Origin of the sequence: Aromatoleum aromaticum EbN1, from assembly GCF_000025965.1 — a bacterium.
Classification (GTDB): Bacteria; Pseudomonadota; Gammaproteobacteria; order Burkholderiales; family Rhodocyclaceae; genus Aromatoleum; species Aromatoleum aromaticum.
Genome location: NC_006513.1, coordinates 634,431 through 651,107, shown reverse-complemented (window position 1 = coordinate 651,107; position 16,677 = coordinate 634,431). Strand labels below are relative to the sequence as shown.

16 protein-coding genes are annotated in these 16,677 nt (G+C 67.3%); 2 read left to right on the top strand and 14 right to left on the bottom strand.

What is annotated here, in order from left to right; translation table 11 throughout:
- Positions 1-72 precede the first annotated feature (72 nt).
- The 6 genes from EBN1_RS03055 to EBN1_RS03030 form a co-directional block, all read right to left on the bottom strand.
- On the bottom strand, positions 73-1,374 hold the full coding sequence (locus tag EBN1_RS03055; protein WP_041646869.1) for a DUF3422 family protein: 1,302 nt from the start codon (positions 1,372-1,374) through the stop codon (positions 73-75).
- A 115-nt stretch (positions 1,375-1,489) separates the two neighbouring features.
- Complete coding sequence (locus EBN1_RS03050) at positions 1,490-2,188, bottom strand: YiaD family glycine zipper/OmpA-like lipoprotein (RefSeq protein WP_011236442.1); 699 nt, start codon at positions 2,186-2,188, stop codon at positions 1,490-1,492.
- Positions 2,189-2,237: 49 nt separating this feature from the next.
- Positions 2,238-3,173, bottom strand: coding sequence for a PA2778 family cysteine peptidase (locus tag EBN1_RS03045; protein WP_041645629.1), 936 nt, complete (start codon positions 3,171-3,173; stop codon positions 2,238-2,240).
- Positions 3,174-3,216: 43 nt separating this feature from the next.
- The gene (locus EBN1_RS03040) at positions 3,217-3,618 is read right to left on the bottom strand and encodes a PA2779 family protein (RefSeq protein WP_011236440.1); all 402 of its coding nucleotides are present in this window, start codon (positions 3,616-3,618) and stop codon (positions 3,217-3,219) included.
- A 283-nt stretch (positions 3,619-3,901) separates the two neighbouring features.
- Entirely contained in the window at positions 3,902-4,552 is a 651-nt protein-coding gene (locus EBN1_RS03035) for a TIGR04282 family arsenosugar biosynthesis glycosyltransferase (RefSeq protein ID WP_011236438.1), read from the bottom strand.
- A 1-nt stretch (position 4,553) separates the two neighbouring features.
- Positions 4,554-5,258, bottom strand: coding sequence for a TIGR04283 family arsenosugar biosynthesis glycosyltransferase (locus tag EBN1_RS03030; protein ID WP_011236437.1), 705 nt, complete (start codon positions 5,256-5,258; stop codon positions 4,554-4,556).
- Positions 5,259-5,430: 172 nt separating this feature from the next.
- On the opposite strand from EBN1_RS03030, the gene EBN1_RS03025 reads away from it, so the two are divergent.
- On the top strand, positions 5,431-6,201 hold the full coding sequence (locus EBN1_RS03025) for a DUF3047 domain-containing protein (protein ID WP_041645627.1): 771 nt from the start codon (positions 5,431-5,433) through the stop codon (positions 6,199-6,201).
- Positions 6,202-6,213: 12 nt separating this feature from the next.
- Here the strand turns inward: EBN1_RS03025 and fba are convergent, their stop codons facing one another.
- From fba to EBN1_RS02985, 8 genes are all read right to left on the bottom strand, one after another.
- Positions 6,214-7,278: a class II fructose-bisphosphate aldolase gene (gene fba / locus EBN1_RS03020; RefSeq protein WP_011236435.1), complete on the bottom strand. Its 1,065-nt coding sequence runs from the start codon at positions 7,276-7,278 to the stop codon at positions 6,214-6,216.
- Positions 7,279-7,510: 232 nt separating this feature from the next.
- A complete protein-coding gene (gene pyk / locus EBN1_RS03015; RefSeq protein ID WP_011236434.1) occupies positions 7,511-8,959 on the bottom strand; it encodes a pyruvate kinase in 1,449 nt (482 codons plus the stop codon).
- Positions 8,960-8,995: 36 nt separating this feature from the next.
- Positions 8,996-10,180, bottom strand: a complete 1,185-nt coding sequence (locus tag EBN1_RS03010) for a phosphoglycerate kinase (RefSeq protein ID WP_011236433.1) — start codon at positions 10,178-10,180, stop codon at positions 8,996-8,998.
- 63 nt (positions 10,181-10,243) lie between these two features.
- Positions 10,244-11,260, bottom strand: coding sequence for a type I glyceraldehyde-3-phosphate dehydrogenase (gene gap, locus EBN1_RS03005; RefSeq protein WP_011236432.1), 1,017 nt, complete (start codon positions 11,258-11,260; stop codon positions 10,244-10,246).
- Positions 11,261-11,310: 50 nt separating this feature from the next.
- Positions 11,311-13,344, bottom strand: a complete 2,034-nt coding sequence (gene tkt, locus EBN1_RS03000) for a transketolase (RefSeq protein ID WP_011236431.1) — start codon at positions 13,342-13,344, stop codon at positions 11,311-11,313.
- 144 nt (positions 13,345-13,488) lie between these two features.
- Positions 13,489-14,364, bottom strand: a complete 876-nt coding sequence (locus tag EBN1_RS02995) for a phosphoribulokinase (protein WP_011236430.1) — start codon at positions 14,362-14,364, stop codon at positions 13,489-13,491.
- A 124-nt stretch (positions 14,365-14,488) separates the two neighbouring features.
- A complete protein-coding gene (locus tag EBN1_RS02990) occupies positions 14,489-15,298 on the bottom strand; it encodes an inositol monophosphatase family protein (protein ID WP_011236429.1) in 810 nt (269 codons plus the stop codon).
- Position 15,299: 1 nt separating this feature from the next.
- Positions 15,300-15,857 carry a thioredoxin family protein gene (locus tag EBN1_RS02985; RefSeq protein WP_011236428.1) on the bottom strand — a complete coding sequence of 186 codons (558 nt, stop codon included), beginning with the start codon at positions 15,855-15,857 and terminating at the stop codon, positions 15,300-15,302.
- Between the two features lie 42 nt (positions 15,858-15,899).
- Between EBN1_RS02985 and EBN1_RS02980 the strand changes: the two genes are divergently transcribed.
- Positions 15,900-16,622, top strand: a complete 723-nt coding sequence (locus EBN1_RS02980; protein ID WP_041646862.1) for a 16S rRNA (uracil(1498)-N(3))-methyltransferase — start codon at positions 15,900-15,902, stop codon at positions 16,620-16,622.
- Positions 16,623-16,677 lie beyond the last annotated feature (55 nt).

The following is a 16,677-nucleotide window of genomic DNA, read 5'->3' as shown; positions in this document are numbered from 1 at the left end:
GATCGGACTCATTCAGGCAAAACGCGATTATAGGCCAGCTTGTCCGGCCGCCGCTCACCGCGCCGCGCCCGCTCAGTGGCCCGGCACTGCCTCTTCGGCGGCAAGCTGGCGGCGCATGCGGCGCAGGCCGAGCGCGACCAGGCCGGCGATGATCGGGATCGACACTGCGGTGATGACTTCCGGGGTCGCCGGGGCGAGGTAGTCCTTGCCACCTTTCGCGAGGTATTGCACGAGCTGCGACGCGTAATACGTGATCGCGACGACCGACAGGCCTTCGACCGTCTCCTGCAGCCGCAGCTGCAGCTTCGCGCGCCGGTTCATCTGCGCGAGAAGTTCCTGGTTCTGCCGCTCGATCTCGATGTCGACACGCGTGCGCAGCAGCTGCGAATTGCGCGCGATGCGGCCCGACAGGTCTTCCTGCCGGCGAGCCATGGTCGCGCAGGTCGCGATTGCCGGAGCGAGCCGGCGGTCCATGAACTCGCGGATCGGCGGGTAGCCGTCGAGACGGACTTCGCGCAGGTCCTCGATGCGCTGGCGTACCAGCTGGTAATACGCGGCGGCGGCACCGAAGCGAAACGTCGTGCGCGCGACGGAGCGCTCGACTTCGGCGGCGAGGCGGGTCAGCCGGTTCAGGACGTGGCGTTCGTCGTCGGTCGAGGTCGAATTGCCCATATTGTCCATCAGGTCGGCGAGTTCCCCCTCGGCGCGCGCGAGCAGCCGACCGACGTCTTTCGCGACGGGGAACGCGAGCAGCGCCATGACGCGATAGGTTTCGATCTCGACGAGCCGCTGGACGCTGCGGCCGGCCTGCCGCGGCGTCAGCGAGCGGTTGAAGACGACGAAGCGCGAAAAACCATCGACGATGCGGAAGTCGGTCAGCACCCATCCCGCGCCGCCGGCGATCTGCGACGCGACGGTCGGGGTGAAGTCATGGCCCTCCTGGGCAATGATCGTTTCCGGCGGAACCTCGTCCGCATCGCGCACTTCGACCTGAGTGGCGACGATCAGCTGACCCGGGATGCCCTTGCGCCACCCGGCGGGAACCGTCAGCAGCGCAGGATCGGCGCCATCGCCATCGCCGGTGCCGGGGACGTGGCGGAAAAACGTATAGCTCGAGAATTCGCTGTGCCGTTCCCAGCTGAGGCGAAATTCGCCAAGCTCCAGCGATACGTGGCCGGTGTCGGTGCCCGGCTCCGGCAGGCCGAGTTGCGCGGCGAGCTGGTGAAGGTGCGCGGGCTCGAGATCGGCGCTGCCGTCGACGTGGAGGAAGGCGAGGTAGCTGACGAGCTCCGGCGTATTGAGCGGCACCGGCGGGCGCGAGTGAACTTCGTCGTTCAGCGCGCGGCGCTGGGGGTGTTCTTCGAACAGGGGCATGATGAGGGGATGAGCCGCAGGATTGTGCAAGAGTACCCATCCTGCAGGCATCGCGGAAGCTCCGCGGTGCCGGACGTCCGACGACGCCCGGCGACAAGGCTACGCGGATTCAGTATCAGTAACGCGGGGTTTGCTGCGGTTGCTGGGCCGGTTGTTGCTGGGTCGACTGCTGCGCCGGGACGATCAGCATTTCGACGCGCCGGTTCTGCGCGCGCCCGGCTGCGGTGCTGTTGTCGGCAACGGGCCGCGTCAGGCCATAGCCCACTGCCGCCAGCCGGTTCGCGTCAACGCCGCGCTGGATCAGGTAGCTGCGCACCGCGCCGGCACGGTTCTCGGACAACGTCTGGTTGTAGCTCGCGGAGCCGACGGAGTCGGTGTGTCCTTCGACCTGGATGACGGTGTCCGGATACTGCTGGATGCTCTGCGCGAGCTGGCCCAGCACCGGCTGGAACTGCGGCTTGATGTCCGCGCGGTTCGTGTCGAACGTGATGTTCTCCGGGGCCTGCAGACGGATCGTGTCGCCTTGGCGCTGGACCTCGACGCCGGTGCCCGCCATCTGCTCGCGCAGTTCCGCTTCCTGCTTGTCCATCTGGCGGCCGATCAGGCCGCCGACCGTCGCGCCGACGGCCGCGCCGATCAGGCCGCCTTTGGTGCGATCACCCGATCCCGAGACGACGCTGCCCAGCACCGCGCCGGCACCGGCACCGATCGTCGCTCCGCGGGCGGTTTTCGCGGTGTCGCCATAGTAGGGGTTCTGGGCGCAACCGGCGATCAGCAGCGTCGTGACGGTGGCAAGAAGGGCTGTTTTCATCATTCATGACCTCTACGTGTTGTTGTGTTTTGCGTACTGATTCGGACCCATGCTATCGCTCCTGTCGATCGATTGCACGCAGCGTCGTGAGCGCGGCTTCGCGCAGCGGGCCGCCAAGCTCGACTGCGCGCTGCGCGGCGCGTCTCGCTTCATCCCGTCGTCCGAGTTCAAGCAGCACTGAAGCGTGGTTGTTCCATGCCGCGGCCGAATCGTGGCGGGCAGCGGCGTCGCGGAACGCCTGTTCGGCGCCGGCCTTGTCGCCGGCTGCATGGCGCGCGTTGCCGAGACCCATCGCCAGCACCAGGCTGTCGGGCCAGCGCGCGAGAGCGGCGGCGTAGGCTCGCGCGGCGGCATCGGGCGGAGCATTGCGTTCGAATGCGACGAGCGCGCGCGTCGCTTCGTCCTCGGTCGCCGTGGCCGGTAGCCTGCCGGGAGGCAGCGCGACGAAGGCCCAGCGTTGTGACCGGTCCCAAGTGTGTTCGAAAGTGCGGAACGCGAGTTCGAGGCGCTCGCTCGTGCCGGAGCGCAGTACGAAGATCGCCGCGTCGAGGTCATAGCCGATCACGACCGCGTAGTGCCAGGTCGGCGCCCATGACAGGCCGAGGTTCTGCAGCACGACCACCGGATGGCCCGCTGCGGTCTCGCGCATCACCGCTTCGAGCGAACCCGGCAGCAGCGTCGCGACCATGCCGTGGCGTCGCGCCCCGGCGAGCATCTCGAGCTGCAGCGACCCTTCGCGACCGGGCAGGAACACCTCGTCGACGAGCGCTTGCGGCCGGATCATGGGACCGTTCGCCGATAGCGCCGTCGCCAGCGCAGCCGGTCCGCACTGGAGTTCCAGCTGCGGGAAGAACGGCGTCTTCACCAGCTCGACCTGCCGTGGCAGGTCGGGCGGCGGGTGGCCGAGCAGCCGCGGCGCCTGGACCGCGCAGCCTGTCAGCGCGAGCATCAGCAGCATCGCCGCGCACAGCGCGGCGAAAGGGAGCACAGGATGTCGACGAGGCCCAGGCCGCACGGCGTCGTTTGGTGTGCTAGCGGATCGAGCGGGTGAACGGGAAGATCTTCGTGAAACCGAGGATATCGGTGACGAGCAGCACGATGAACACGAACAGCAGCACGCCGAGCACGTCGGAGGCTCCGGCCGGGGCGTTTTCGATCTGCTGTGCAAGCAGCGTCGCTTCGTCGTCGGTAAGGGCCGCGATGCGCTCCTTGGCGACGTCGGGAGTCAGGCCGAAGCGCTCGAGCTGGGCCTGCACGTCGGCGCGGGCCATCAGCGCCCCGAGACGCGCGTGCGGCGAATCCTCCGGAGAAGCTGCGGCCATGCCGGCGACCTGTTCAGTCGTGACGAGTGCCGCCTGCGCGGCCTGGATCATCGTCGCATTGGAAAAGCAGATGACCAGCAGCATTGCGAACAGTCGTTGTAGCTGTTTCATGATTCGTCTCCTCTTCTTGTTCGACCGGGAATCGCCGCGTCGTCACCGTTCGTACGCAGGAACGGTCCGAACCGTTTCATTCTAGGTGCGGCCGCCGGTGTTCGCGAGGACAAAGGAGTATCGAAAAGTATGTCAATGCGGTCGAACGTCGAGTGCTTGGGCAATCGCTGTCCCGGGTCGGCGAAAAGGAACAGAGCTTTCGTTTCGACTGCGTGCTCCGGATACATCGTCATGTCGATCGATAGCGCACGGGGCCCCTGACCACTGATAAAAGTAAAACGTGTTACTGCCGTGGCGGCCCGTCTCGTTCCGGGAGGCGCACGGGCAGATGCCGCAGGTCTCCGGGCACGTCGATGTCATGCATTGCATTTCCGACGTGCAGTGACCAGCCGATCTCGCGGAGGCGGGCGACCGTCACCGCGGCGACCGTTTCGGTGCTCCAGGCGATGCCGCTGAAGAGCCGCGGGTGGAACCGCGACAGGCCGAGCAGCACGTAGCCGCCGTCGGTGCTCGGGTGGATCACCGCGTCGTGCGTGCACAGGGTGGCTGCCGCCGCACGCAGCACCGCGGGGCCGAGCTCGACGCAATCGGTGCCGATCAGCAACGCTGCTTCACCTCGTTCGGCCGTACGCCGCACCGCGCGCGCCATACGTTGGCCGAGGTCTCCCTCGCCCTGGTCGGTAACGGCGATTCCGGTGGGCAACGCGATATCGCGCCAAGCGAGCGTGCCGACATGCGGGGTCGCAACGAGTTCGACCGGCCCGACTGCGGCGGCGAGGGCGTCGGCGACCGTATCGTCAAGCATGCGCCGTGCAAGCGCCGCGGCACCGACGGTCCCGAGCGCGGGGATCAGCCGCGTCTTGGCGAAGCCAGGCCGGGGCGCCTTGGCGAAGACGAGGATGCGGACGGGCTTCGCCGCGACGTTGACAGTCATCCTAGCGATACCGCTCGGCGAGCTGCTCGGCCGGCACTCCGCGCCACCACGCCCAGCGCAGCCGCCACATCAGCAGGATCGTCCGCCACACGCCGCGCGTCTCCCAGCGTCGTCCGGAGGTGTGCACGCGCTGGCGCACGCACGCCGGTGGAGAAATCGCTTTCAGGCGCCGGGAGAGTTCGACGTCTTCCATCAACGGCAACGGCGCAAAGCGGCCGACGGTTTCGAAAGCCTCGCGCGTGACGAAGATCACCTGGTCGCCGGTGGCGATGCCGGTGAGCCGCGAACGCAGGTTCATCATCGCCGCGACGACGCGCAGCATCGGGCTGCGGCCGTCGATATGAACGTCGAAACGGCCCCAGGCGCGACCGCGCTGCAGCGCCGCGGCGACGATGCGATCGGCGGACGGCGGCAGCGTCGTGTCCGCATGGAGGAACAGCAGCGCGTTGCCCGTCGCGCGGTCGGCGCCGGCGTTCATCTGGAGCGCCCGGCCGAGGGGACTGCGGACGGTAATGATGTCGGCGCGTTCGGCAATTTCAGCCGAACCATCGCTGCTGCCGCCGTCGGCGACGATGATCTCGGTACCGCGCGTACGCAGCGGGGCGAGCTGCGCGAGCAGCCCGGGCAGGTTGCCGGCTTCGTTCAGGACCGGGATGACGATCGACAGCTTCATCGTCCGATGCAGCCGGGACAGCGAGGGAGGCACGGGTTTCTCCATGGGCGTGGTGCGTGCGCGAGGCACCTCTCTGTGCTTGGAACGTGCCCGCAGCAGCGGCCTGCAGTCTACACTCGTGGCAAGTCACGTCGTTGTCGCCCGTCGGAACGGAAAGCTCCCCTGGCGAGGCGGCATCGGCAACCTTATCCTGCGGGAGACGCGCATGAAAAGAGTGCTACGGCTTCGCCGCCGCCTTGCGCACCGCAGGGGGATGATCGTCGCAGCGGGTTTGCTGGCATTTGCCGCGGAAATCTTCCCGTCGCCGGTGTTGCCGCAGACGCCGGCGCCGTTCTCGGCGGCCGAACACGGCACGGCGCCGCCCGCTCCGTGGCGACACCAGCCGCTGCCGCGAGTCGAACGGCAGAACCGCTTCGACCTCGTCGAGGACGACGGCCGGACCGTCCTGCGGGTCCGCTCGGACGCCGCCGCATCGACGCTCGCCCAGCCGCTCGACGTCGACCCGGCGGAAACGCCGGTGCTCGAATGGCGCTGGAAAGTTTCCCGCCCCGTGGCCGGCTCGGACTTCAGCCACAAGAGTGGCGATGACTACGCCGCCAGAGTGTATGTGCTGTTCGACTATCCGGTCGAACGGCTGTCGCTCGCCGACCGGGCCCGGATCACGCTCGGGCGCGCCTTGTATGGAGCCGACCTGCCCGCGGCCGCGATCGCGTATGTATGGGGTACAGCGCAGCCGCCGGGCGCGATCGGCCCGAACCCTTATACCGACCGCGTCAGGATGGTCGTCGTCGACAGCGGCGCGGCGCATGCGGGGCAGTGGATAAGCGTGCGCCGCAATGTCGCTGCCGATTTCCGCGTGGCCTTCGGCGAAGCGGCGCCGCGCATCGTCGGCGTCGCTGTCAGCGCCGATACCGACAACACCGACGAGCAGGTGACGACGCTGTTCGGCGACCTGCGCTTCGCCGCCGACCGGTGACGCGATGCGCGCTCAGCGCACGACCTGGCTCAATTCACCGCTCTTGTAACGGGCAGCGATTTTTTCCAGCGGCATCGGCTTGATGCGGCTCGCCTGGCCGGCGCAGCCGAACGCTTCGAAGCGCGCCTTGCAGACCAGCTTGGCTGCTTCGCGCGCCGGCTTGAGGAATTCGCGCGGGTCGAACTTCGACGGATTCTCCGCCATGAACTTGCGCACCGCGCCGGTCATCGCGAGGCGGATGTCGGTGTCGATGTTGATCTTGCGCACGCCGAACCCGATCGCAGTCTGGATCTCCTCGACCGGCACGCCGTACGTCTCCTTCATGTCGCCGCCGTGCTGCCTGATGATCTCGAGGAGTTCCTGCGGCACGCTCGACGAGCCGTGCATGACCAGGTGGGTGTTGGGGATGCGCGCATGGATCGCCTTGACGCGGTCGATCGCGAGGATGTCGCCGGTCGGCTTGCGGCTGAACTTGTACGCGCCGTGGCTCGTGCCGATCGCGATCGCGAGGGCGTCGCAGTCGGTCTGCCTGACGAAGTCGGCCGCCTGGTCGGGGTCGGTCAGCAGCATCGAGTGGTCGAGCGTGCCTTCGGCGCCGAGGCCGTCTTCCTCGCCGGCCTGGCCGGTCTCGAGCGAACCGAGGCAGCCGAGCTCGGCTTCGACGGTGATGCCGATCGCATGGGAGAACTTGACCACCTCGCGACTCACCGCGACGTTGTAGTCGTACGACGACGGCGTCTTGCCGTCTTCGAGCAGCGACCCGTCCATCATCACGCTCGAGAAGCCCGAGCGGATCGCGGCCATGCAGATCGCCGGCGACTGGCCGTGGTCCTGGTGCATGACGACCGGGATCTGCGGGTAGGCTTCGATCGCCGCGTCGATGAGGTGGCGCAGGAACGGTTCGCCGGCGTATTTCCGCGCGCCGGCCGAAGCCTGCATGATGACCGGGCTGTCGGCCTCGGCGGCCGCTTCCATGATCGCCTGGACCTGTTCCAGGTTATTGACGTTGAACGCCGGCAGGCCGTAGCCGTTCTCGGCGGCGTGATCGAGCAGCTGGCGCATCGAAACGAGGGGCATGGTACTTCTCCGGAGTTGGGTCGCCGGCACGGCGGGTGCGCGACGTTGAAATTTGGACCGCATTCTAGCGCTGTTCGTGCATCGTGGGCCCGCGCGTCGGCAAACGGGGTTTCGAGGTGAAACGGACCGCGCAGGCCGGGCCGGAAAAGCACCTGGAGCTTGCCCGCCTCGCGTGCCTGCGTCGCCGTCGCTCGCGTTCGCGCGACGCACCGCCGGCCGGGTGGGCCGGATTTTACTGGTCGGTGACGTGCGGCGGCGGATGTTCGCCGACGCGGACGATCTTCAGCGTGTTGGTGCCGCCGGATGCGCCGATCGGCTCGCCGATCGTCAGCACGATCAGGTCGCCGCGCTCGGCGACGCCCTGGTCGATCAGGATCTGCTCGGCCTCCCACAGCAGCACGTCGCGATCCTGATGCGTCTGCGACATCAGCAGCGGGAACACTTCGCGATACAGCGTCATCTGGTTGCGCGCGCTCGCTTCGGGAGTGAGCGCGTAGATCGGCACTCCGCTGTTGAGGCGGCTCATCCATAGTGCGGTCGAGCCGGTCTGCGTCAGCGACGCGATCGCCTTGACCTTGAGATGCCACGCCGTCCAGATCGCCGCCATCGCGATCGACTGGTCGATGCGCGTGAAGACGCGGTTCAGCACGTCGCGGTCGAGCGCCACGTCGGACGACTTCTCGGCTTCGAGGCACACGCGGCTCATCGCTTCGACGACTTCGACGGGGAACCTGCCGGACGCGGTTTCGGCCGACAGCATCACCGCGTCGGTGCCGTCGAGCACCGCGTTGGCGACGTCGGAGACTTCGGCGCGCGTCGGCACCGGACTCGTGATCATCGACTCCATCATCTGCGTCGCGGTGATCGTCAGCTTGTTGCGGTCCCGTGCCGCACGGATCATCTTCTTCTGCAGCGCCGGCACTGCGGCGTCCCCCACTTCGACCGCGAGATCGCCGCGCGCGACCATGATGCCGTCGGATGCATCGAGGATCTCGTCGAGGTTCGCGACCGCTTCGGTGCGCTCGATCTTCGCGATCAGCAGCGCATCGACTCCCGACGCGCGCATCAGCTGGCGCGCCATGTACATGTCGGCTGCGCTTTTCGGGAACGACACCGCGACGAAATCGACGCCGATCTTCGCCGCCGTCTTGATGTCGTCCATGTCCTTCGCGGTCAGTGCGGGCGCAGTCAGGCCGCCGCCCTGGCGGTTGATGCCCTTGTTGTTCGACAGCGTGCCGCCGACCTTGACGACGGTGTGGATCTCGTGGCCGATGACGCGCGTGACCGTCAGCTTCAGCCGTCCGTCGTCGAGCAGCAGCACGTCGCCGGCCTTGACGTCCTTCGGCAGGTCCTTGTAGTCGAGCCCGACCCGCTCGGCGTTGCCCAGCTCGCAGCGCGCATCGAGGATGAATCCGGCATCGCGCTGCAGTTCGACCTGCCCTTCGGCGAACTTGCCGACACGGATCTTGGGTCCCTGCAGGTCGGCGAGAATGCCGACCGGCCGGCCCGCCAGCGATGCCGCTTCGCGGATCGCCTCGGCCCGCGCGACGTGATCCTCCGCCTTGCCGTGCGAGAAATTCATCCGCACCACGTCGACGCCGGCGTGAACCATGCGTTCAAGCACCTGCGGGTCGGACGAGGCGGGGCCGAGAGTGGCGACGATCTTGGTGTGGCGTGGCATGGATTGTCCGCTGCAGGTCGGTCGGAGGAAGGGGGATCAGTCGGCAAAGCGCGCTTCGAGCGCAGCGATCGCGGGCAGCTTCTTGCCTTCGAGGAACTCGAGGAAGGCGCCGCCGCCGGTCGAAATGTAGCCGATGTCCTGCGCGATGTGGAATTTGGCGATCGCGGCCAGCGTGTCGCCGCCGCCGGCGATGCAGAACGCCTCGGAGTGCGCAATCGCCGAGGCCATCATTTTCGTGCCGCCCGCGAACTGGTTGTGCTCGAACACGCCGACGGGGCCGTTCCACACGATCGTGCCGGCGTGCGCGATGATCTCGGCGAGCTTTGCCGAGCTCTTCGGGCCGACGTCGAGGATGCGGTCGTGCGGGCCGACTTCGTCGACGGGAATGCGGTTCGCCCGCGCGAGCGCCGACACTTCGTCGGCGACGACGACGTCGACCGGCAGCGGCACTTCGGCGCCGCGCGCCTTCATCATGTCCATGATCGCCTGCGCTTCCTTGACGAGCTCCGGTTCGGCGAGCGATTCGCCGATGCGCTTGCCCGACGCGAGCAGGAAGGTGTTGGCGATGCCGCCGCCGACGATCAGCTGGTCGACCTTCTCGGCGAGCGTCTTGAGGATCGTCAGCTTCGTCGACACTTTCGCGCCGCCGACGATCGCGACGAGCGGACGGGCCGGGTTCTCGGTCGCTTTCGTCAGCGCGTCGATCTCGGCACCCATCAGCATGCCGGCGCACGCGACCGGCGCGAAGCGCGCGATGCCGTGGGTCGTGGCCTCGGCGCGGTGCGCGGTGCCGAACGCGTCATTGACGTAGATGTCGCACAGTGCGGCCATCTTCTTCGCGAGTTCCTCGTTGTCCTTCTTCTCGCCCTTGTTGCAGCGGCAGTTCTCGAGCAGCACGACTTCACCGGCCCGGACTTCGAAGCCGCCTTCGACCCAGTCGCGGATCAGGCGCACCGGCTTGCCGAGGAGTTCGCCGAGGCGCACGGCGATTGGCGCGAGCGTGTCTTCGGCGCGGCATTCGCCTTCGGTCGGTCGGCCGAGGTGCGAGGTGACCATGACGGTGGCGCTCCGTTCGAGGCAGTAGCGGATCGACGGCAGCGACGCGCGGATGCGGGTGTCCTCGACGATGTTGCCCGCTTCGTCCTGCGGCACGTTGAGGTCGGCACGGATGAAGACGCGCTTGCCGGCGACGTCGAGGTCGGCGAGTTTCTTGACGTTCATGGGGATTTCTTCCGGATGGAAAAACGCCCTGCGAAGAGCAGGGCGTCGGGAGTCGGTGGACTGTTATTTGGCCTGGTGAAAAACGCGGGCGGCGTCGAGCATGCGGCAGGAATAGCCCCACTCGTTGTCGTACCACGCCAGCACCTTGACGAGCGTGCCGTCCATGACGCGCGTCTGGGTCGCGTCGAACACCGATGAGTGCGAATCGTGGTTGAAGTCCATCGACACCAGCGGTTCTTCATTGACCGCCAGCACGCCCTTCATCGGTCCGTTGGCGGCTTCCTTCATCAGCACGGTGATCTCTTCCTTCGAGGTCGCACGGCTGGCGGTGAAGGTGAGGTCGACGAGCGATACGTTCATGGTCGGCACGCGCAGCGCGAAGCCGTCGAACTTGCCCTTCAGCGCGGGCAGCACCAGCCCGACGGCCTTCGCCGCGCCGGTCTTGGTCGGGATGATGTTCTGCGCGGCAGCGCGGGCGCGGCGCAGGTCCTTGTGGCGCACGTCGACCAGCACCTGGTCGTTGGTGTAGGCGTGGACGGTGGTCATCAGGCCCTGCTCGATGCCGATGTTGTCCTGCAGCACTTTTGCCACCGGAGCGAGGCAGTTGGTCGTGCACGACGCGTTCGACACGACCGTCATGTCGCGGGTCAGCACGTCGTGGTTCACGCCGTAGACGATCGTCGCATCGACATCATCGCCGCCCGGAGCGGAGATCAGCACCTTTTTCGCGCCCTGCTTCAGGAGCACTTCGGCCTTCGCTTTCGACGCGTAGGCGCCGGTGCATTCGAGCAGCACGTCGACGCCGAACTCGCCCCAGTTCACCGCCAGCGGGTCCTTCGTCGAGAAGAACGGGATGCGGTCGTCACCGACGATCATGAGATTGTCGCCTTCGGTCGCGACCGGGGTCGCGAAACGGCCGTGCGTGGTGTCGTAGCGGGTCAGGTGCGCATTGGTGGCGAGATCGCCGGAGGCGTTGATCGCCACGATCTCGAACTGGTCGCGCAGGCCCAACTCGTACAGCGCACGCAGCGTGCAGCGGCCGATCCGGCCGTAACCGTTGATGGCGACTTTGATGGTCATCGAAGAATCTCCCTCGAGGAATACAGGTATATGGAATGGGGAATGGGCAGTTAAAGAAGGACCGAGCGCACGGCGCGCGCGACCGCGTCGGCGGTGATGTCGAAATGTCTGAACAGGTCCCCCGCCGGAGCGGATTCGCCGAAGGTGTCGATGCCGACGACAGCGCCTTCGAGGCCGACGTACTTGTGCCACAGGCCGGTAACGCCGGCTTCGACCGCGACGCGCGGGACGCCGAGCGGCAGCACGGACGCCTTGTACGCGGCTTCCTGGCGGTCGAACACGTTGGTCGAGGGCATCGACACGACGCGCACATGGATGTCGTCGCCGGCGAGCGCCTGCTGCGCTGCCATCGCCAGACCGACTTCCGAGCCGGTGGCGATGACGACTGCCTGTGGCTTGCCGTTCGCCGCTTCCGACAGCACGTAGGCGCCCCGGCGAATCGCCGCGACCTGCTCCGGGTTGCGCGCCTGGAACGGCAGGTTCTGGCGCGAGAACAGCAGCGACGACGGGCCGTCGCGGCGTTCAATCGCGTTCGCCCAGGCGACCGCGGTTTCGACGGTGTCGCACGGCCGCCACACGTCCATGTTGGGGATCAGGCGCAGCGTCGCAGTCTGCTCGACCGGCTGGTGCGTCGGGCCGTCCTCGCCGAGGCCGATCGAGTCGTGCGTGAACACGAACACCTGGCGCAGCTTCATCAGCGCCGCCATCCGCAGCGCGTTCCTCGCGTATTCGCTGAACATCAGGAAGGTGGCGGTGTAGGGGATCAGCCCGCCGTGCAGGCCGATGCCGTTGGCGATCGCGGCCATGCCGAATTCGCGCACGCCGTAGTAGATGTAGTTGCCGCCGGAATCCTTCGACACGCCCTTCGAGCCGGACCACAGCGTCAGGTTCGAACTGGCGAGGTCGGCCGAGCCGCCGATCAGCTCGGGCAGCGCAGGCGCGAACGCCTCGATCGAGTTCTGGCTCGCCTTGCGCGTCGCGATCGTCTCGGCCTTCTCGCCGAACTTCGCGAGCACGCTGTCGACATGCTGCGCCCAACTCGCCGGCAGCTCGCCTTTCATGCGGCGTTCGAACTCGGCGGCGGCTTCGGGGAAGGACTCGGCGTACGCGGCGAACGTTGCGTTCCAGTCGGCTTCGCGGGCCTTGCCGGCTTCGCGCGCGTCCCACTCGGCGTAGACATCGGCGGGGATCTCGAACGGCGCGTGGGTCCAGCCGATATGGGCGCGCGCGGCCGTGATCTCCGCGGCGCCGAGCGGCGCGCCGTGGCAGTCGTGGCCGCCCTGCTTGGCCGGGGAGCCCGCGCCGATGACCGTCTTGCAGCAGATCAGCGTCGGCCGCCTGGTCTCGGCTTTCGCGGCGCGGATCGCATCGTCGATTTCGGCCGACATGTGACCCTGCACGTCGCGCACGACATGCCAGCCGTAGGCTTCGAAGCGCTTCGGCGTGTCGTCGGTGAACCAGCCCGCGACGTCGCCGTCGATCGAAATGCTGTTGTCGTCATAGAAGGCGATCAGCTTGCCGAGGCCGAGCGTGCCGGCGAGCGAGCAGACTTCGTGCGAAATGCCTTCCATCAGGCAGCCATCGCCGACGAACACGTAGGTGTGGTGATCGACGATGGCGTGGCCGGGCCGGTTGAATTCGGCGGCGAGCACCTTCTCGGCGATCGCCATGCCGACGGCGTTGCTGAGGCCCTGGCCGAGCGGCCCGGTGGTCGTCTCGACGCCCGGCGTGTAGCCGTACTCGGGGTGGCCGGGAGTCTTGCTGTGCAACTGGCGGAAGCGCTTGAGCTCTTCGATCGGCAGATCGTAGCCGGTCAGGTGCAGCAGCGCGTAGATCAGCATCGAGCCGTGGCCGTTCGACAGCACGAAGCGGTCGCGGTCGGCCCATTGCGGGTTCGCCGGATTGTGACGCAGGTGGTGGCGCCACAGGACTTCGGCGATCTCGGCCATGCCCATCGGGGCGCCCGGGTGGCCCGAGTTGGCTTGCTGGACGGCGTCCATCGCGAGCGCGCGAATCGCGCCGGTGACCGGGTTGAAGACCGGGGGAGTGACGTTGCGCGGATTCGTGTGTGCGGCTGGCGGCATGGCTTTCTCTGGCCTGTGACGGCTTGGAAAAAGCGGAATTATCGCCGAAAACGACGGCAATGGGGTAGGGCCTGCTGCGCTGCAAAACGGATAAGTGTCTGGCGCGGCAACGCTATTGCCGCCGCCTGACGGGGCGGCGCGGGCCTACACCCACTGCCGCCGGCGTTCCATCAGCTTCCAGATCAGCGGTGTCAGGATCAGCTGCATCGCGAGGTCCATCTTGCCGCCCGGGATCACGATCGAGTTCGCCCGTGACATCTGCGACTCGTGAATCATGCGCAGCAGATAGGGAAAATCGACGCCGCGCGGGTCCTTGAAGCGGATCACGACCATCGATTCGTCGAGCGTGGGCACATCGCGCGCGATGAACGGATTCGACGTGTCGACGATCGGGATGCGCTGGAAGTTGATGTGCGTGAGCGAGAACTGCGGCACGATGTAATGGACGTAGTCGTGCATGCGGCGCAGGATCGTGTCCTGCACGGCTTCCATCGAGTAGCCGCGAATCTTCGTGTCGCGGTGCAGCTTCTGGATCCATTCGAGGTTGATCGCCGGGGCGACGCCGATCAGCAGATCGACGTGCCGCGCGACATCCACCTTGTCGGCGACGACACCGCCGTGCAGCCCCTCGTAGAACAGGCAGTCGGTGCCGACGGGAAGGTCTTCCCATTCGGTGAAAGTGCCGATCGCCAGCCCGAGGCGCGCCGATTCCTCCTCGTTGTGGATGTACGAGCGGTTGCGGCCGGTCGCCGATTCGCCGTAGGCGCGGAACAGGTTCTCGAGCTCTTCGAAGAGGTTCGCTTCCGGCCCGAAATGGCTGATGCCGCGCTGCCCGATCCGTTCCGCATCCTCGATCAGGCGGTTCATCTCGTTGCGCGTGTAGCGGTGGAAACTGTCGCCTTCGACGATCGCGGCGTTGACGCGCTCGCGGTGGAAGATCGCGGCGAACGTATGTTTCACCGTGGTCGTGCCGGCGCCGGAGGAGCCGGTCACGGCGATGATCGGATGTTTCATGGACATGGCGAAGTTCCGCGGGCAGGTTCGTGGGAAATGTGATCTTGAAAGCGGTGATCGTGAAAGCGGTGAGGTTTGCGGCGCGGGGCGAAGCTGCCGCCCGGAAGCCCGACGAGCCCGGTCGGGAAGGTCAGGAGTGCGCGGCCACCCAGTTGCGCCACTCGAGAAACAGCGTCGGATTGGCCGCGGCGATGATGCCGCGCTTGATCGCCGGCCCCGCCATCAGCGACCCGCCGTCGAGCGCCGCCGCCTCCCCGCCGGCCTCGGCCAGGATCAGCCGGCCCGCCGCGTAGTCCCACAGCATCTGCCCGCCGTGCAGATAGACGTCGAGCCGACCGGCGGCGACGAAACACCATTCGAGCGCGCTCGAGCCGAAGTTGCGCTGCGAGAAATACGGCGGCCGCACCGCGAGTTCGTCGCCGAGGTGATGGCTGATGCGCTTGAAATCGATGCCGGCGACCGCGTCGTGCAGGCGCGGCGCAGCAGGGCGGAGGGGGAGTTCCACGCCGTTGAGGAACGCACCGGCGCCTTTCGCGGCGTAGAACGATTCGTCGGTGACCGGGTTATAGACGACGCCGAAGCGGGTTTCCTGTTCGACGAGATACGCGATCGACACCGCGAAGAACGGAATGCCGTTGGCGAAGTTGGTGGTGCCGTCGATCGGATCGATGCACCACATGCCGGCCCGCCCGCTGCTCCACAGGTGGGCCTGCTCTTCGCCGCTCATTTCCTCGCCGAGCACGGGGCCGGGCAGCAGGCGGGGCAGCGCTTCGATGAAGCGGTCCTGCGATTCGAGATCGGCTTCGGTGAACAGCGACCCGTCCGGCTTGCGATTGCGCGCGGTCTTCAGATAGCGCGGCAGGATGACTTCGCGGGCGATGTCGCGCACGACCGATTCGAGCGCACGGGCACAGGCGAGTCGTTGCCCGACAGTCGACATGTCACGCCTCCCGCCATTTGATCGAACAGCCGATGCTCGGGCTCTGCTCGCGCGGCCCTTCGCCGGAGCGCGCGACCTGCAGCATCGCGTCGAAGAGCTCGCGGCGCGCCCCGGCAGGCGTCGGGCCGCGGCCCGATGCGTCGAGGCGGCCGCGGTACTGCAGCTCGAGCCGGCTGTTGAAGCCGAAGAAATCCGGCGTGCACACCGCGCCGTACGCTTTCGCGACCGCCTGCGTCGCGTCGAGCACGTACGGAAACGGAAAGTCGAGGTCGCGGGCGATGCGCACCATGTTGTCCCACGAGTCTTCCGGATAGTCGGCCGGATCGTTCGCCATGATCGCGATGCTGCCGATACCGTGCTCTGCCAGCTCGCGCGCGTCGCGGATGATCTTGTCGATGACGGCTTTCACGTACGGGCAGTGATTGCAGATGAACATCACCAGCAGGCCGTTGGGCCCGCGCGCCGACGCAGGCGTATGACGCTTGCCGTCGACGCCGGGCAGGTCGAAGTCCGGCGCCGGCCAGCCGAAATTGCACAGCGGAGTTGTCGTTGCGACCATCGAGAAGCTCCGGAAAGACAAGGGTTTCCTTATAATAGCATGATGATTTCTCGCTTCTTTTTTCCTTGCCCGTTGCCCGATTCGGGCGAAATCGAACTGCCGGACGCGCTCGCGCACCACGCCTTGCGCGTGCTGCGCCTGCGCGACGGCGACCCGCTGGTGCTGTTCGACGGACGCGGTGGAGAGCTGGCCGCCCGGCTGCAAGTGCGCGGCCGGGACGCCCTCGCGGTACGCGACGAATACCACGCGCTGGAACGCGAGTCGCCGCTGTCGCTGGTGCTGGTGCAGGCGCTCGCGAGCGGCGAGAAGATGGACTGGATCGTGCAGAAGGCCGTCGAGCTGGGCACCTCGGCGCTCGTCCCGCTGCAGGCCGAGCGTTGCGTGCTGAAGCTGTCGGGCGAGCGTGCGCACAAGCGTGTCGCGCACTGGCGCCAGGTGGCGATCTCGGCGTGCGAGCAGAGCGGGCGCAATCGCGTGCCGGAGATCGAGCCGATCACCGGGCTGCGCGAGTATCTCGCCAGCGCCGCAGTGGGGTCGAGACTCGTGTTGACCCCGGTCGAGGGCCGGCGCCTGGCGTCGCTCGCCCGCCCCGATGCCGCGCTGCACCTGCTCGTCGGCCCCGAAGGCGGCTGGTCGGACGAGGAACTCGCGATGTGCCGGGCCGCGGGGTGTGTTCCGGTCGGACTCGGGCCGCGGGTGCTGCGCACCGAGACGGCCGGGCTCGCTGCGGTCGCCGCGCTACAGGCGCTGTGGGGCGATTTCTGAAGCTGGACGGGCGCGTGCGACTCGGCTGAGCTCGGCCACAGGATCGACAACGCCG

Excerpts from the sequence above, each read along its gene's own strand:
- EBN1_RS02985 (WP_011236428.1), bottom strand. The coding sequence starts at position 15,857 with ATGGTCGCAACGACAACTCCGCTGTGCAATTTCGGCTGGCCGGCGCCG.
- gap (WP_011236432.1), bottom strand. The coding sequence starts at position 11,260 with ATGACCATCAAAGTCGCCATCAACGGTTACGGCCGGATCGGCCGCTGC.
- EBN1_RS03010 (WP_011236433.1), bottom strand. The coding sequence starts at position 10,180 with ATGAACGTCAAGAAACTCGCCGACCTCGACGTCGCCGGCAAGCGCGTC.
- EBN1_RS02990 (WP_011236429.1), bottom strand. The coding sequence starts at position 15,298 with ATGTCGACTGTCGGGCAACGACTCGCCTGTGCCCGTGCGCTCGAATCG.
- fba (WP_011236435.1), bottom strand. The coding sequence starts at position 7,278 with ATGCCCCTCGTTTCGATGCGCCAGCTGCTCGATCACGCCGCCGAGAAC.
- EBN1_RS02980 (WP_041646862.1), top strand. The coding sequence starts at position 15,900 with ATGATTTCTCGCTTCTTTTTTCCTTGCCCGTTGCCCGATTCGGGCGAA.
- EBN1_RS03050 (WP_011236442.1), bottom strand. The coding sequence starts at position 2,188 with ATGATGAAAACAGCCCTTCTTGCCACCGTCACGACGCTGCTGATCGCC.
- EBN1_RS02995 (WP_011236430.1), bottom strand. The coding sequence starts at position 14,364 with ATGTCCATGAAACATCCGATCATCGCCGTGACCGGCTCCTCCGGCGCC.
- EBN1_RS03035 (WP_011236438.1), bottom strand. The coding sequence starts at position 4,552 with ATGACTGTCAACGTCGCGGCGAAGCCCGTCCGCATCCTCGTCTTCGCC.
- EBN1_RS03055 (WP_041646869.1), bottom strand. The coding sequence starts at position 1,374 with ATGCCCCTGTTCGAAGAACACCCCCAGCGCCGCGCGCTGAACGACGAA.
- EBN1_RS03040 (WP_011236440.1), bottom strand. The coding sequence starts at position 3,618 with ATGAAACAGCTACAACGACTGTTCGCAATGCTGCTGGTCATCTGCTTT.
- EBN1_RS03025 (WP_041645627.1), top strand. The coding sequence starts at position 5,431 with ATGAAAAGAGTGCTACGGCTTCGCCGCCGCCTTGCGCACCGCAGGGGG.
- tkt (WP_011236431.1), bottom strand. The coding sequence starts at position 13,344 with ATGCCGCCAGCCGCACACACGAATCCGCGCAACGTCACTCCCCCGGTC.
- pyk (WP_011236434.1), bottom strand. The coding sequence starts at position 8,959 with ATGCCACGCCACACCAAGATCGTCGCCACTCTCGGCCCCGCCTCGTCC.